At 72.9% G+C, this 12,099-nt stretch carries 12 protein-coding genes; 7 read left to right on the top strand and 5 right to left on the bottom strand.

Annotated elements, in window-relative coordinates:
• The first annotated feature begins 173 nt into the window (after nt 1–173).
• Nucleotides 174–3,002, top strand: a complete 2,829-nt coding sequence (locus AB5970_RS15010; protein ID WP_370504747.1) for a BTAD domain-containing putative transcriptional regulator — start codon at nt 174–176, stop codon at nt 3,000–3,002.
• Nucleotides 3,003–3,013: 11 nt separating this feature from the next.
• Here the strand turns inward: AB5970_RS15010 and AB5970_RS15005 are convergent, their stop codons facing one another.
• Both AB5970_RS15005 and AB5970_RS15000 read right to left on the bottom strand, forming a co-directional pair.
• Nucleotides 3,014–3,442, bottom strand: coding sequence for a DUF1003 domain-containing protein (locus AB5970_RS15005; protein ID WP_370504746.1), 429 nt, complete (start codon nt 3,440–3,442; stop codon nt 3,014–3,016).
• A 51-nt stretch (nt 3,443–3,493) separates the two neighbouring features.
• Nucleotides 3,494–3,865: a DoxX family protein gene (locus AB5970_RS15000; RefSeq protein WP_370504745.1), complete on the bottom strand. Its 372-nt coding sequence runs from the start codon at nt 3,863–3,865 to the stop codon at nt 3,494–3,496.
• Between the two features lie 100 nt (nt 3,866–3,965).
• On the opposite strand from AB5970_RS15000, the gene AB5970_RS14995 reads away from it, so the two are divergent.
• Nucleotides 3,966–4,535 carry an HdeD family acid-resistance protein gene (locus AB5970_RS14995; RefSeq protein WP_370504744.1) on the top strand — a complete coding sequence of 190 codons (570 nt, stop codon included), beginning with the start codon at nt 3,966–3,968 and terminating at the stop codon, nt 4,533–4,535.
• A 317-nt stretch (nt 4,536–4,852) separates the two neighbouring features.
• Nucleotides 4,853–5,251, top strand: coding sequence for a hypothetical protein (locus AB5970_RS14990; protein ID WP_370504743.1), 399 nt, complete (start codon nt 4,853–4,855; stop codon nt 5,249–5,251).
• Here the strand turns inward: AB5970_RS14990 and AB5970_RS14985 are convergent.
• Both AB5970_RS14985 and AB5970_RS14980 read right to left on the bottom strand, forming a co-directional pair.
• Nucleotides 5,226–5,909, bottom strand: coding sequence for a phosphatase PAP2 family protein (locus tag AB5970_RS14985; protein WP_370504742.1), 684 nt, complete (start codon nt 5,907–5,909; stop codon nt 5,226–5,228). The two genes, AB5970_RS14990 and AB5970_RS14985, sit on opposite strands and share 26 nt — an antisense overlap.
• A 1-nt stretch (nt 5,910) precedes the next feature.
• On the bottom strand, nt 5,911–6,948 hold the full coding sequence (locus tag AB5970_RS14980) for a diacylglycerol/lipid kinase family protein (RefSeq protein WP_370504741.1): 1,038 nt from the start codon (nt 6,946–6,948) through the stop codon (nt 5,911–5,913).
• Nucleotides 6,949–7,044: 96 nt separating this feature from the next.
• Between AB5970_RS14980 and AB5970_RS14975 the strand changes: the two genes are divergently transcribed.
• Nucleotides 7,045–7,683: a TetR/AcrR family transcriptional regulator gene (locus tag AB5970_RS14975; RefSeq protein WP_370504740.1), complete on the top strand. Its 639-nt coding sequence runs from the start codon at nt 7,045–7,047 to the stop codon at nt 7,681–7,683.
• Between the two features lie 144 nt (nt 7,684–7,827).
• The gene (locus AB5970_RS14970; RefSeq protein ID WP_370504739.1) at nt 7,828–8,520 is read left to right on the top strand and encodes a nucleotidyltransferase domain-containing protein; all 693 of its coding nucleotides are present in this window, start codon (nt 7,828–7,830) and stop codon (nt 8,518–8,520) included.
• Nucleotides 8,521–8,790: 270 nt separating this feature from the next.
• On the opposite strand, the gene AB5970_RS14965 is transcribed toward AB5970_RS14970, so the two are convergent.
• Nucleotides 8,791–9,684: a helix-turn-helix transcriptional regulator gene (locus AB5970_RS14965; RefSeq protein ID WP_370504738.1), complete on the bottom strand. Its 894-nt coding sequence runs from the start codon at nt 9,682–9,684 to the stop codon at nt 8,791–8,793.
• A 101-nt stretch (nt 9,685–9,785) separates the two neighbouring features.
• On the opposite strand from AB5970_RS14965, the gene AB5970_RS14960 reads away from it, so the two are divergent.
• Nucleotides 9,786–11,039 carry a multidrug effflux MFS transporter gene (locus tag AB5970_RS14960; RefSeq protein WP_370504737.1) on the top strand — a complete coding sequence of 418 codons (1,254 nt, stop codon included), beginning with the start codon at nt 9,786–9,788 and terminating at the stop codon, nt 11,037–11,039.
• Between the two features lie 25 nt (nt 11,040–11,064).
• Nucleotides 11,065–12,084 carry a zinc-dependent alcohol dehydrogenase family protein gene (locus AB5970_RS14955; RefSeq protein ID WP_370504736.1) on the top strand — a complete coding sequence of 340 codons (1,020 nt, stop codon included), beginning with the start codon at nt 11,065–11,067 and terminating at the stop codon, nt 12,082–12,084.
• Nucleotides 12,085–12,099 lie beyond the last annotated feature (15 nt).

The raw sequence follows: 12,099 nt of genomic DNA, 5'->3' as shown, positions 1-12,099 counted from the left end.
CGCGGGCCCCCCCCCCCCCCCCCCCCCCCGGGCCCCCCCCCCCCGCCCCGCCCGGGGTCGGCCTTCCTCGGTCCGGTGGTGCGTGCCACACTCGGCCGAGGAGGAGAGTGCCGCGCAAGCCCCAGCAGCTCGAAGTCCGATTACTCGGCCCGTTCGAGGTGTATGCGCAGGGGATGCCGGCTGATGTCGGCGGCGCGAGGCGCCGGGCGGTCCTGGCCATGCTGGCGCTCCAGGACGGCCGACTGATCACGGTCGACACGCTGATCGAGGGCCTGTGGGGGGAGCATCTCCCGGCATCTCCCAAGAATGCGATCCATCACCACATCGCTCGACTTCGCGCCGCCCTTGGCGACACGACGATCGTCGGCACGGCCGAGGGGTATGCACTGCGCGACGCCCGGGCGGATGCGCTCCGGTTCGAGGACCTGCTCGTGAGGACGCGCGATGCTCTGCGGGACGGTGACCTCCGTGCGGCCGACGACGCGGTCACGGCGGCGCTGAACCTGTGGCGCGGCCAGGCACTGCAGGCGCTACCGGCGACGGAGTGGTTCACCGCTGAGGCGCGCCGGCTGGACGGGTTGCACGTCGACGCGCTCGAGGAGCAGTTCGACGTCGCGCTCGCGCTCGGTGCCCATCGTGACCTGGCACCCGCGCTCCGGTCGGCGCTGGCCGGCAACCCGTTCCGGGAGCGCCTGTGGGGGCAGCTGATGCTGGCGCTGTACCGCAGCGGGCGGCAGGCCGAGGCGCTGGAGACGTACCAGGAGGTACGGCGACTGCTCGCCGACGAGCTGGGGGTCGAGCCCGGGCCGGAGCTGCGTCGGCTCCACGACTCCATCCTGGGGCACGACCCCGCGATCGACGTCGCCTCCCTCGTCCGTGCCCGCAGCGAGACCCTGCCGGCGTCCTCGACGTCGTTCGTGGGGCGCGCGGACGAGCTGGCCGTCGTGACCGCACGGCTCTGCGAGCACCGGCTGGTCACTCTCGTCGGGCCGCCCGGGGTCGGGAAGAGCCGGCTGGCGCTCGAGACCGCACGTTCGCTCCAGGACGACTACCCCGACGGCACCTGGCTCGTCGATTTCTCACGCGTGGACCGACCCGGTGACCCGGTCCACGTTCTCGCGGACGCCGTGGGGGTCCGCGGCGCCGACCCGCTGGAGCGGGTCGTCTCCCGGCTCCGATATCTTCACGCGCTCGTCGTCCTCGACGCGTGCGAGCGCGTCGTCGGCGATGCCGCCCGGATCGTGTCGGAGGTCCTCGCCGGCTGTGCGCAGGTCCGCGTCCTGGCGGCGAGCCGTGAGGTGCTGCACCTGCCGGGCGAGGTGCACGTGTTCGTCCAGCCGCTCGGCCCCGCCGGCGTCCAGCTCTTCGTCGAGCGGGCGCGGGCGGCGCGGCCCGGGTTCGAGCCGGACGGTGTGGGGCTGGCCCTCGCCGGTCGGATCGTCCGGCGGCTGGACGGGTTGCCCCTCGCCATTGAGCTCGCCGCCGCGCGTGCCGGCGTGCTGGGCCTCGAGGAGATCCTCGCCGTCCTCGACCGGCGCACGACGCTCCTCCGCGACCTGCCCGTGCACGACCCGGCCCGCTCGTCGCTGCAGGCGCTCGTCGAGTGGAGCTACGACCTCCTCGTGGACGACGAGAAGCTGCTGCTCCACCAGCTGGCCGTGCACCGGGGCGGCGCTTCCCTGTCGTCGCTGTGCGCGATGGCGGCAATCCGCGGCCTCAGCGAAGCGAACGTCGTGTCGATCCTCGGTGCGCTCGTCGGCAAGTCGGTCGTCTCCGCCTCGTTCCCCGCGGGCGCCGCGCGGTACGAGCTGCTCGACGCCGTCCGCGAGTACGTGCTCGACGAGCTCGCGGCCAGCGGCGGGCTGGCTGTCGTGCGGGAGGCCCACGCGGAGCACTTCGCGAGTCTCGCCGACTCGGCGCGAACAGGGCTGCGGAATCCCGACTGGCTGACATGGATGGACAGGCTCGAGCTCGAGCTCGACAACCTGCGGGCGGCGCTGGCTCACGCGAGCGAGGAGCGCCTCCCGATGGTCGCCGCCCGGCTGGGGGCCGGTCTCGCGCTGTACTTCAGCATCGCCGGCCGGGTCTCGGAGGGCCGCGCCTACGTCGACTCGGCGTACACGGCTGCGCAGGACGCGTCGCTCCCGGTCCGTGTCGAGCTGCTCGCGTGGGCCTGCTATCTCGCGACGGAGGAGGACGACCTCGACGCGGCGGTCGGGGCCGGGCAGCGCGGCCTGGCCCTTGCGTCGGGCGCCGGGCTGCCGTGGGAGACCGCACTGGTGCAGCTCGCCCTGGCCTTCGCGTACGACCGCGCGGGGCGCTACAAACCCGCGGTCGCGCTGGCCGAGGAGGCGCGCCGTGTGTTCGACGAGCTCGGCGATCGTTGGGGGGCGGCGTCGGCGCTCACGTTCGGCGCTATCGGCGCGCTGGGCTCCGGTAACGAGCCGACTGCTGCCGCGCTGACGGCGGACGCCGTCCGTCTGCACGGCGACTACGACGTCGGCACCGTCCCCGCCGCACTGCTCACCGCCTCGTTGGCGGAGCGGCGAGGCGACGCAGACGCGGCGTGCGACGCCTACCGTGCGGCGCTCGAGGGATCCGAGCGTGCCGGCTTCGCCGATCACGCCTCGTTCGCGCTCGCCGGGCTCGGCTCTGTCGCTGCGGGCCAGGGCCGGCTCGACGAGGCGGAGGCTCATCTCCGACGGGCCCTCGCGGTCGCCGCCGCGGCTCCCGCGCCCTGGCATGTCGCTCACGCGAGGGTACGGCTCGCGCAGCTGCTCGAGACCCTCGGTGACGTGGCGGGTGCCGCGAGCCTGTACCGCGACGTGATCGCATGGTCGGAGGCACCGCGCCGACGGCAGGGCCGCGAGGCGCTCTTCATCGCGCTCGCCGGCAGCCCCACCAGTGCGGCGCTGCTGGGGCTCGCCGGGCTCACCGAACTCGCCGGCCGAGCTCCGGCGACCGACGACGCTCGCGGGCGGGCGGGCTCCACCCCGACCTGACCCCGGTCTCGTCATCGGGTGGCTGAACGCTCCGGCGCGGTCGTCGCGCCGCCGAGCAGCCGGTCGTGCAGCTCGCTCGTCATCACCTCGATGGCACGCGTGAGCTCGGTGTTGGTCGTGAGCTCGGCCTCCTGCCGGCGGAAGTCGTCGTCGGCCTTGGCCTGCTGGAAGGCTGCCTGCCGGTTCTGCCCGATCATCACGAAGGTGGACAGGAAGATCGCCTCCAGGGAGACCGCGAGCGTGAGCCTCGGCCACGGCGAGGGCTCCAAGAGCAGCATCCAGGTCGCGAAGATCGCGATGTGCCAGTAGACGAACGGCATCGAGCCGGCGAACCGCGTGATGATGTCGGCGATGCGCAGCTGCCGGTCGTCGGCGCGCCTCTTGAGCTGCTCGGCGACCACCGGGTGGTGCGCGGGGCCGTGCGGTCGGGGATCGGGCATGGTGTCCTCCTCGGCGCCGTCTCGCCCGTGACCGGGAGAGCCGTCGCCCGGTCAGTGGGTGAGAGCGAGGGCGAGGTACACGACGCTCAGCCCGAGCGCGACGAGCGCCGGGATCGCCTCCCGCGGGCTGTCCCCCGCCCGCCGGTGGGCAACGAGCGCGCCGACCAGGAGCGCCGTCATCCCGGAGGCGGCGGCGACGCCCAACGCGGGCATCACCAGGCCGGCCAGCAGGCCCGCTGCAGCCCCGAGCTCGGCCACGCCGACCAGGCGATAACGGGACCACGGGATGCCGAAGTGGGCGGCGGCCGCCCGCATCCGCGGGTGAGCCAGGAGCTTGCCGGCGGCGGGAACGAGGCAGGCGGCAGTGAGCAGAAGCGTGATGGTGACGAGCACGGGGACTCCCAGGACGGTTGCGGTTGACATATCGGACTTTAGCACGCCATCATCAGTTCTGTCATGCATCATCAGTTATGACTAGGGCGTCAGGCAGCAGGCCTAACGCCAACCTCAGAAGGGACGTGTCATGTTCAAGTCCGTCGCCAGCTCCGTCATCGCGCGGGGCGTGCTCGCTCTCGTCGTGGGCGCCGTGGCTCTCGCCTGGCCCGGTGTCACGGTGGGCGCGTTTGTCGTCATGTTCGCCGTGTACGCCTTCCTGGACGCCTTCGCCCAGCTCGGGCTCGCGTTCGCCAGCCCCACCGCGAAGCCGCTGTTCGGCCATCTCGTGCTCGGTGTGGTCGAGATCGCGGCCGGCGTCATCGCCCTCGCGTGGCCCGGCGCCACCGCCCTCGCCCTGGTGCTGCTCGTCGGCGGCTGGGCGATCGTGACGGGTGTCATCGAGTTCGCCGCGGCTTTCCGCAGCGGCGCGACGGCCGGCTACCGCGCGATGTCCGTCGTCGGTGGCCTCGTGTCCATCGTGTTCGGCGTCGTGCTCTTCGCCCGTCCCGAGGTGGGCGCCGTCACGCTCGCGGTGATGTTCGGCCTGTTCAACGTCGTCGTCGGCACAGGGATGCTCGTGCAGGGCATCCAGCTGCGCTCTGCCGACAAGCAGCTGCGCTCCCTGACGCAGCCGGCGACCGTTCCCGTGGCCGCCTGACCCGGGCGGTGCGCGGCACCGGTGGAGGCGGCGGGCGCTCATCGAGGCGCCCGCCGTCATGACCACCCGAGGAGAGCGGCGGCGGGCGACGACGCGCCAGTCGCTCGTCGACGCCGTCGTCCGGCCGATGGCCGACGGCCGGGGGAACCGCGCGAGCATCCGGGAGATCACCGAGACCGCCGACGTGGCGGTCGGCTCCTTCTCCAACGACTTCGTCGGCAAGGACAAGCTGTTCCGGATCGCGAGGGACGAGGTCCTCGAACGCTGGGGACGGATGATCGACGCCCGGGTCCGCCGGCCTCTGCGGCCCCGCCGAGGTGTTCGCCGTCTCCCTACGGCTCTCGGCGGCCCTGGCCTCGACCCATCCCGAGATCGCCGCCTTCGCGGCCGGTTCCGATCTCGGCCTGCTCGGCGCTCCGTGCGGCCTCGGGCCTCGTGCGCTGCGCGACGTCCGCGCGGGGCAGGACGCCGGCCGGTTCACCGTCGCCGACGCCGAGGTCGCGCTGAGCGCCGTGGCCGGCGGCCTTCTCGGGGTGCTGCGACTCCGGGAGCGCCAGCCTGCACGTGTCGACACGAACGTCGTCGACGAGCCGACCGACGGATGTCTACGCCTGCTCGGCGTGAGCGCCATCGAGGCTCGACGGCTGGCCCACCGGCCGCGTCCCGCAGAGACGACCTGGTCGATGGCCCTCAGCGCGCCCGCGTCATTCTCATGACGAGGCGCGACGTCGTTCGGCCGACGACCGCTCCGGTCACGGCGCCGACGATCACGTCACCCGGGTAGTGCACGCCGGTGTAGACCCGCGAGAAGGCCACCGTGGCCGCGGCGACCCGCAGCGGGACCCGCAGCTGCGGGATGACCCCTCCGACGGCGACGGCGAACGCGGCGGCGGACGCCGAGTGCCCGGACGGGAAGGACGTCGACGCGGGCATGGGGATCCACCGCGCGACCGGCACGCGCATCGAGCGCCGGTCCGGCCGCCGGCGGGACCCGGCGCGCTTCATCGGCTGGTTCACCACGAAGGACGTCGCACCGATCGCCGCCACACCCGCCAGCGCTGCCCGGCGCCCGGTCGGCCCGCCGACGACGGCGAGGACCGCCGCGGTTGCCAGCCAGGGCTTCGAGTGGTCGGCAACCCGAGACACGACCCGCATCGGCTCGTCGAGCAGCGGCGTCGACAGCCCGGCCACCACCTCGTACGTCCGCCGGTCCCACCCGCCGAGCACGCGCAGGACGCGCAGCAACCCCGCGGGCGGCACCCCCGGACCCGCGTCGACGAGCCGCCGAGCCAGCCAGTCCTCGACCGACTCCCTGCCACCCGACGGGGAACCGCTCCCCGCCGGCACCGGTCCACTCCCGACCCGCTCGTTCACGTCAGGCCCCTCGGCCGGACGCCAGCCGAGACAGCGCTGTGAACGGCGAAGGGCTCGCGGCGCCGGCGGGCAGCGGCATCGATCTGCGCGGCAGACGCGCTCGCGCGATCCGGACGACCAGGGCGCCCGGCCGCGTCACGAAGTGCAGCGGGGCCTCGAGCGTGACGGCCTCGCCGTCCACGCCCAGGGCGACGGGCTGTCCGGAGGCGACGTCGAGCTCGTTCGTCGTCCACTCGTGCCACCCGGGGAACCGTTCACTGTGCCCGGCCGCGTCGAGAGCGGCCAGCCGTTCGGCCTCCGCACGACCCGGCACGCGAACCGACACGACGCCCAGAAGGCCGCTGTCAAGCCGCGGGCGACCCGCCCCCTGCGGCGGGCCCGAAAGGCGGTAGGGGTTGTTCGACACGAGCAGCACCTGAGCCGTCGTGGCCCGCTCGCCGCCGGGCAGCGCATACCGGAGGTCGGCGGGCGCGGCCGACGGGCCGACCAGCTCGGGCAGCAGCTCGACGGCGGTGCGGACCTTCGCCTCGCGATAGCCCGGCGAGCGAACGAGCTCGGCGTACGCACCCATCGACGCGTTGTTGACGAACACGCGGCCGTTGACCTCGGCGAGGTCGACACGGACATCGACACCGTCGACGAACGCCGACAGCGAGCCGACGACACCGGTGCCGACGCCGAGGTCGCGCGCGAAGTGGTTCCGCGTGCCGGCGGGGACGACGACGAACGGAACACCGTGGCGGGCCGCGACGGAGGCGACCAGGGCCTGCGAGCCGTCCCCGCCGGCCATGCCGAGAAGGTCGCTCCCCCGCGCGACGGCGGACTCCGCCAGCTCGACGAGGTCATCACCGGGATGCAGCACGACGGCCTCCACGCCGAGGTCGCGGCAGCGGTCGCCCAGCCGGTATCGGGTCACCGTGCCGCCGCCCGACCTCGGGTTCATCAGCAGGACGGGGTGCGTCGCACGGAGCGCGCGGTCGGCAGGGTGCCGCTCGCGGCGCGGCGGGCCGCCCGCGGCGTCGGCGGACTCCTGCGACATGCGGGCCCTCCCGCCTCCTGGTCGGTCCGATTAGTGATGATAGTATCAGAACTGATCTCAGCATCGTCAAGCAGAGGAGACGTTACGGTGGCGCTCGTGACAGCGGAGCCTGAGGAGCAGCGGACCCGCCTGGACCGTCGCAAGGAGCGGACGCGTCGGGCGCTGATCGAGGCCGCGCAGCGGATCCTCGCCGAGCGAGGCACCGACGTGAGCATCCAGGAGATCACCGAGACCGCCGACGTCGGCTTCGGGTCCTTCTACAACCACTTCGCGTCGAAGTCCGAGCTCTTCGAGGTCGCTGTCGGGGAGATCCTCGAGGAGTACGGGGCCGCGCTCGACAAGGCGTCCGCGGACCTGACCGACTCCGCCGAGATCTATGCGGTCGGGGTGCGGATGACGGCGCGGCTCGCGCTGACCCGCCGCGCCGTCGCGCAGGTGCTCCTTCAGGTCGGCCTGTCGTACGCGGCCGAGGACCGAGGGCTCGCCCATCGGGCGCTGCGCGACATCAGGCAGGGTGTCGCCGACGGCCGATTCACCATCGAGAACGCCCGGCTCGGAGTCATCACGACGGCCGGTTGCCTGCTCGCGTTCCTCCAGACGGCACTTGAGCCCACGAGCGAGCTCGACGAGTCGGATGCGGACGCGCTCGCGGAGATGCTGCTGCGGATGCTGGGCATGACTGCACGGTCTGCGGCCGCCGTCGCGCGGCGCCCACTGCCGGCGATCCCCGTCTGACGGACGGGCGAACGGGCGCCGGTCCAGCGGGCGTTTCACTCGTTGCCGAAGACCCACAACGAAGACTCTCAAGTATCGCGACCACCTTCCGCCTCCCGTGTCGGTGGGTCCTGCGACCATGGCGCGGGGACGAAGGAGGCGGCGGTGCAGCGGATCACGTACGAACGACGCCCGCAGGGCGATCGCACCCTGTTCGTCGTCCGGACCGATGATCAGATGCTGCTCCCGGGGTTGGCGGCCGGCGGGTTTGCACACGAGGGGGACGCCTGGACGAAGTCGTTCCCGAGCGATGCGCCGCACCTAGACCGGGCGTGGCTCAACATCCAGGAGCTGCTCGTGCCCTGGCTGCGCCAGACGGTCGGTCTGGACCCCGTGCCGTGGGCCGGCACCCTGGCGTCGGTGATCGACCGGCTTGGTCGGGACGGCATCGACTGGTGGCTCACGGGCAGCGCCGCCCTGGCGGTGCAGGGGGTCAAGGTCTCCCCCGCCGACCTCGACCTGGTGGTCGCCGGCGACGACGCCCGAGCCGTGGGCGACCTGCTCGTCGACGGGCTCGTGGAGCCGGTGGCGCGCGTCGACTGGTTCTGCGACTGGTGGGGACGTGCGTTCCTCGGCTGCCGCGTCGAGTGGGTCGGCGGCATCGGACCGCGTGCCGACGAGCCCGAGGTGACGGACTTCGGCCCGACCGCAGCGGCCGCGCTCCGCACGGTCACGTGGCACGGCCGCCCGGTCCGGGTGCCGCCGATCGAGCTGCAACGCGCGGTCAGCGTGCGCCGCGGGCTGTCCGACCGGGTCGCGGCGATCGATCGATACAGACTGCGCACAGCCCTGCGCTGACCTCGACAGACGACGAAACCCTCGGCACCGCACGAAGCGGTGCCGAACGTTCGTTCGTCCAGCGCGCAGGCTTACGTCTTGGCTGACGTCGCGCTCGCGTCAGGCAGCGAACACCACGGGTACCGGCGAATTGCTAATCCGACGCGCGCCGGATGACGCATCGATGATGGCGACACCGACCGTCGGTCGAGCACCGCACGCCGTCGGCCGGATGCCTCGGGCGCCGCGACGTTCGTTCCAGGGCGAGGCTCCCACGCCCGAAGCGGAGGCCTAGGTCCGGTCAGCGCTGGACGCTCGGGGTCCCGCATCGGCAGGGTCGGCGGCCCAGGAGGCGAGCAGGCGGAGACGTTCCGCGGATGGCGAGCCTGGTTCGGCGGTGTAGATCAGGAGCACCTGTCCGGGCTCCGCGGTGATGTCGAGCTCCTCGTACACGAGGGTGAGCTCGCCGACGACGGGGTGATGGAACCGCTTGGTCCCCGTGCCGTGGGTCCGCACGTCGTGAGCGCCCCACAGCCGCCGGAACACGTCGCTGCGGGTGGATAGCTCGCCGACCAGGTCCTGCAGGCCCTTGTCGTGAGGATCTCGGCCGGCTTCGGCGCGCATGATCCCGACACACATCTCGGCGAACAGGTCCCAGTCGGGGTAGAAGTCACGGGCGGCGGGGTCGAGGAACTGGAACCGGGCGAGGTTCGGTGTGCGGCCGCCGTCGCCGATCACGGGCGAGTAGAAAGCGTGGCCGAGGGCGTTGGTGGCGAGGAGGTTCTGGCGCTGGTCGCGGACGAACGCGACGCCGTCCGTGATCGCGGACAGCGCCCACTGCAGGCTCGGCCGTGGTGCGGCGGCCCTGGCCACGCGCCGACGGGCGCGTCCGGACGGCGGTATGCCGTCCGCCGCCCGCGCCAGGTCGAACAGGTGCGCGCGCTCGGTGTCGTCGAGCTGAAGGGCCCGGGCCACCGCCTCCAGGACGGAGGCCGAGGCGCCGGCGATCGCGCCACGTTCGAGCTTGGAGTAGTACTCCACGCTGACACCGGCGAGGGCGGCGACCTCGCCACGCCGCAGGCCCGGCACACGCCGGTTGGCGCCCCCGATCACGCCCGCAGCCTCAGGGGTGACCTTGGCGCGTCGCGACATGAGGAACTCGCGCACGTCCGCTCGGTTGTCCATGCTCTCGACGGTAGGTCGTCGGACGGCGGTCTGGGGTGCCCTGGCGGTACACCTCAGGACAGAGACTCCCCGGCCCGGCACGGCGCAGGTTCTCTTGGCGCATGACGTTCTCGCCCGAGCATCCATGGCCCGCCTCCGGTCGGGTGCTGCCTCCGCTCCTGCTGCTGCTGACGATCTTCGGTCCGATCTCGATGGACCTGTACCTGCCTGCGCTGCCGGCACTCACGGCCGAGCTGGGCGCCGCGACCTCGACCGCCCAGCTGACCGTGACGGCCTGCCTGATCGGTCTCGCGCTCGGCCAGCTGATCGCCGGCCCGATGTCCGACCGGTTCGGTCGACGGCCGGTGCTCCTGGTCGGCGTGGTCGCCTACGTCGTCACCTCGTTGCTGTGCGCGGCCAGCCCCACTGTGGAGTCGCTGGTGCTGGCCCGGCTGGTGCAGGGCCTCGCGGGCGGCGTCGGGATCGTGGTCGCCCAGGCGGCGGGCCGCGACGTGTACAGCGGGCCGACATTGCTGCGTTTCTACGGGCGGCTGACCGTGGTCGGCGGCCTGGCGGCGGTCGTCGGGCCGCTGGTCGGTGGGCTGCTGACCGCGGTCACCAGCTGGCGCGGTCTGTTCGTCGTCCTCGCCGCCGTGGGGACCCTCCTGCTCCTGACCACCCTGGCGCTCTTCCCCGAGACGCTTCCCGTGCGGCGGCGCACCCGCGGCGGGTTCACGCAGACCAGCCGCGACTACCGGGCACTGCTGTCCGACCGGGTGTACGTCGGCGCCGTGCTGAGCCAGGGCCTCACCTACGCCGCGCTGTTCGCCTACCTCGCCGGCGCCACCTTTGTGCTGCAGGGCATCTACGGGATGTCGCCACAGGGCTACGCGCTCGCGTTCGGGCTCAACTCGGCCGGGTTCATGGTCTTCGGGCACCTCGGCGGCCGGAGCGCAGCCACCTGGGGGCCGAACCGCACCTTGCTCACCGGCACAACCATCGCCGCCGTCGGGGCGTCGGGCCTGCTCCTGGCCGGCCTGTCGCCCATGCCGGTCGGCGTGGTCGTCGTCTCCCTGCTCGTGCTGGCCAGCGGCGCCGCCTTCACCTCGCCCCCGGCCACCACCCTCGCGCTGGCCAGCTACCCGCAGATGGCCGGCACCGCCTCGTCGCTGCTGGGGATGGTCCGGTTCGGCCTCGGCGGGATCGCCGCACCGCTGGTGGGCGTCGCCGGAGCCGCGAGCATCCTGCCGCTGGGCGTCGTCACCCTCACCTGCCTCGCCCTGGCCGCCGGGTCCTACCTGGCACTGACCTCCCGCGCCCGACGGGCGCTGGCACCCACCACCACCCCCGCCGTCGCGCTCGCCGCGCAGCGGTAGAACCACGAGAAGAAGGGCTACACCCATGCGTGCAGTCGTCATGTACGGAACCGGCGACGTCCGGGTCGACCAGACCGAGCGGCCCAAGCTCGCCGAGCCGACCGACGCCATCATCAAGCTCGCAGCGACCTGCATCTGCGGGTCCGACCTGTGGCCATACCGCGGTGCCGACGACGTCGACCACCAGCCGATGGGCCACGAGTACGTCGGCGTCGTCGAGGAGATCGGCGCCGCCGTGCGGAACGTCCAGGTCGGGGACTTCGTCGTCGGGTCGTTCTTCTCCTCGGACAACACCTGCGAGATCTGCCAGGCCGGCTACCAGACCCACTGCGTGCACCGCGGACCCGGTGCGATCCCCGGCGCACAGGCCGAGTTCGCGCGCATCCCGCACGCCGACGGCACCCTGGTCGCGACGCCCGGCACTCCCGAGCCCGACCTGATCCCGTCGCTGCTGGCCGCGTCCGACGTGCTGGGCACCGGCTGGTTCGCCGCCGTCGCCGCCGAGGTCGGCCCGGGCAAGACCGTGGCCGTGGTCGGTGACGGCGCCGTCGGCCTGCTCGGGGTGCTCGCCGCGAAGCAGCTCGGCGCCGAGCGGATCATCGCGATGTCCCGCCACGTCGACCGGCAGTCCCTCGCCCGGGAGCTCGGTGCGACCGACATCGTCGAGGAGCGCGGCGACGCCGGCGTCGAGAGGATCAAGGAGCTCACCGGTGGGCTCGGTGCGCACAGCACGATCGAGGCCGTGGGTACCCAGGAGTCGATGATGCAGGCCATCCGCGCGACGCGCGCCGGCGGTCACGTCGGCTACGTCGGCGTCTCGCACGGCGTCTCCCTGCCCGGCCAGGAGCTGTTCTTCTCCTGCGTGCACCTGCACGGCGGACCCGCCCCCGTGCGGCGCTTCCTGCCCGAGCTGATCACCCTGATCTGGGACAGGCAGATCGACCCCGGCAAGGTCTTCGACCTCACCCTCCCGCTCGACCAGGCCGCCGACGGCTACCGCGCCATGGACGAGCGCCGCGCCACCAAGGTCCTGCTCACCCTCTGACGCAAGCCGGACAAC

It is taken from the genome of Cellulomonas sp. ICMP 17802 (assembly GCF_041295535.1).
Taxonomy (GTDB): Bacteria; Actinomycetota; Actinomycetes; order Actinomycetales; family Cellulomonadaceae; genus Cellulomonas.
The sequence above is the reverse complement of the archived record's forward strand: the minus strand, read 5'-3'. Positions and strand labels throughout refer to the sequence as shown.

Excerpts from the sequence above, each read along its gene's own strand:
- AB5970_RS14960 (WP_370504737.1), top strand. The coding sequence starts at position 9,786 with ATGACGTTCTCGCCCGAGCATCCATGGCCCGCCTCCGGTCGGGTGCTG.
- AB5970_RS15005 (WP_370504746.1), bottom strand. The coding sequence starts at position 3,442 with ATGCCCGATCCCCGACCGCACGGCCCCGCGCACCACCCGGTGGTCGCC.
- AB5970_RS14995 (WP_370504744.1), top strand. The coding sequence starts at position 3,966 with ATGTTCAAGTCCGTCGCCAGCTCCGTCATCGCGCGGGGCGTGCTCGCT.
- AB5970_RS14965 (WP_370504738.1), bottom strand. The coding sequence starts at position 9,684 with ATGGACAACCGAGCGGACGTGCGCGAGTTCCTCATGTCGCGACGCGCC.
- AB5970_RS14980 (WP_370504741.1), bottom strand. The coding sequence starts at position 6,948 with ATGTCGCAGGAGTCCGCCGACGCCGCGGGCGGCCCGCCGCGCCGCGAG.
- AB5970_RS15000 (WP_370504745.1), bottom strand. The coding sequence starts at position 3,865 with ATGTCAACCGCAACCGTCCTGGGAGTCCCCGTGCTCGTCACCATCACG.
- AB5970_RS15010 (WP_370504747.1), top strand. The coding sequence starts at position 174 with ATGCCGGCTGATGTCGGCGGCGCGAGGCGCCGGGCGGTCCTGGCCATG.
- AB5970_RS14955 (WP_370504736.1), top strand. The coding sequence starts at position 11,065 with ATGCGTGCAGTCGTCATGTACGGAACCGGCGACGTCCGGGTCGACCAG.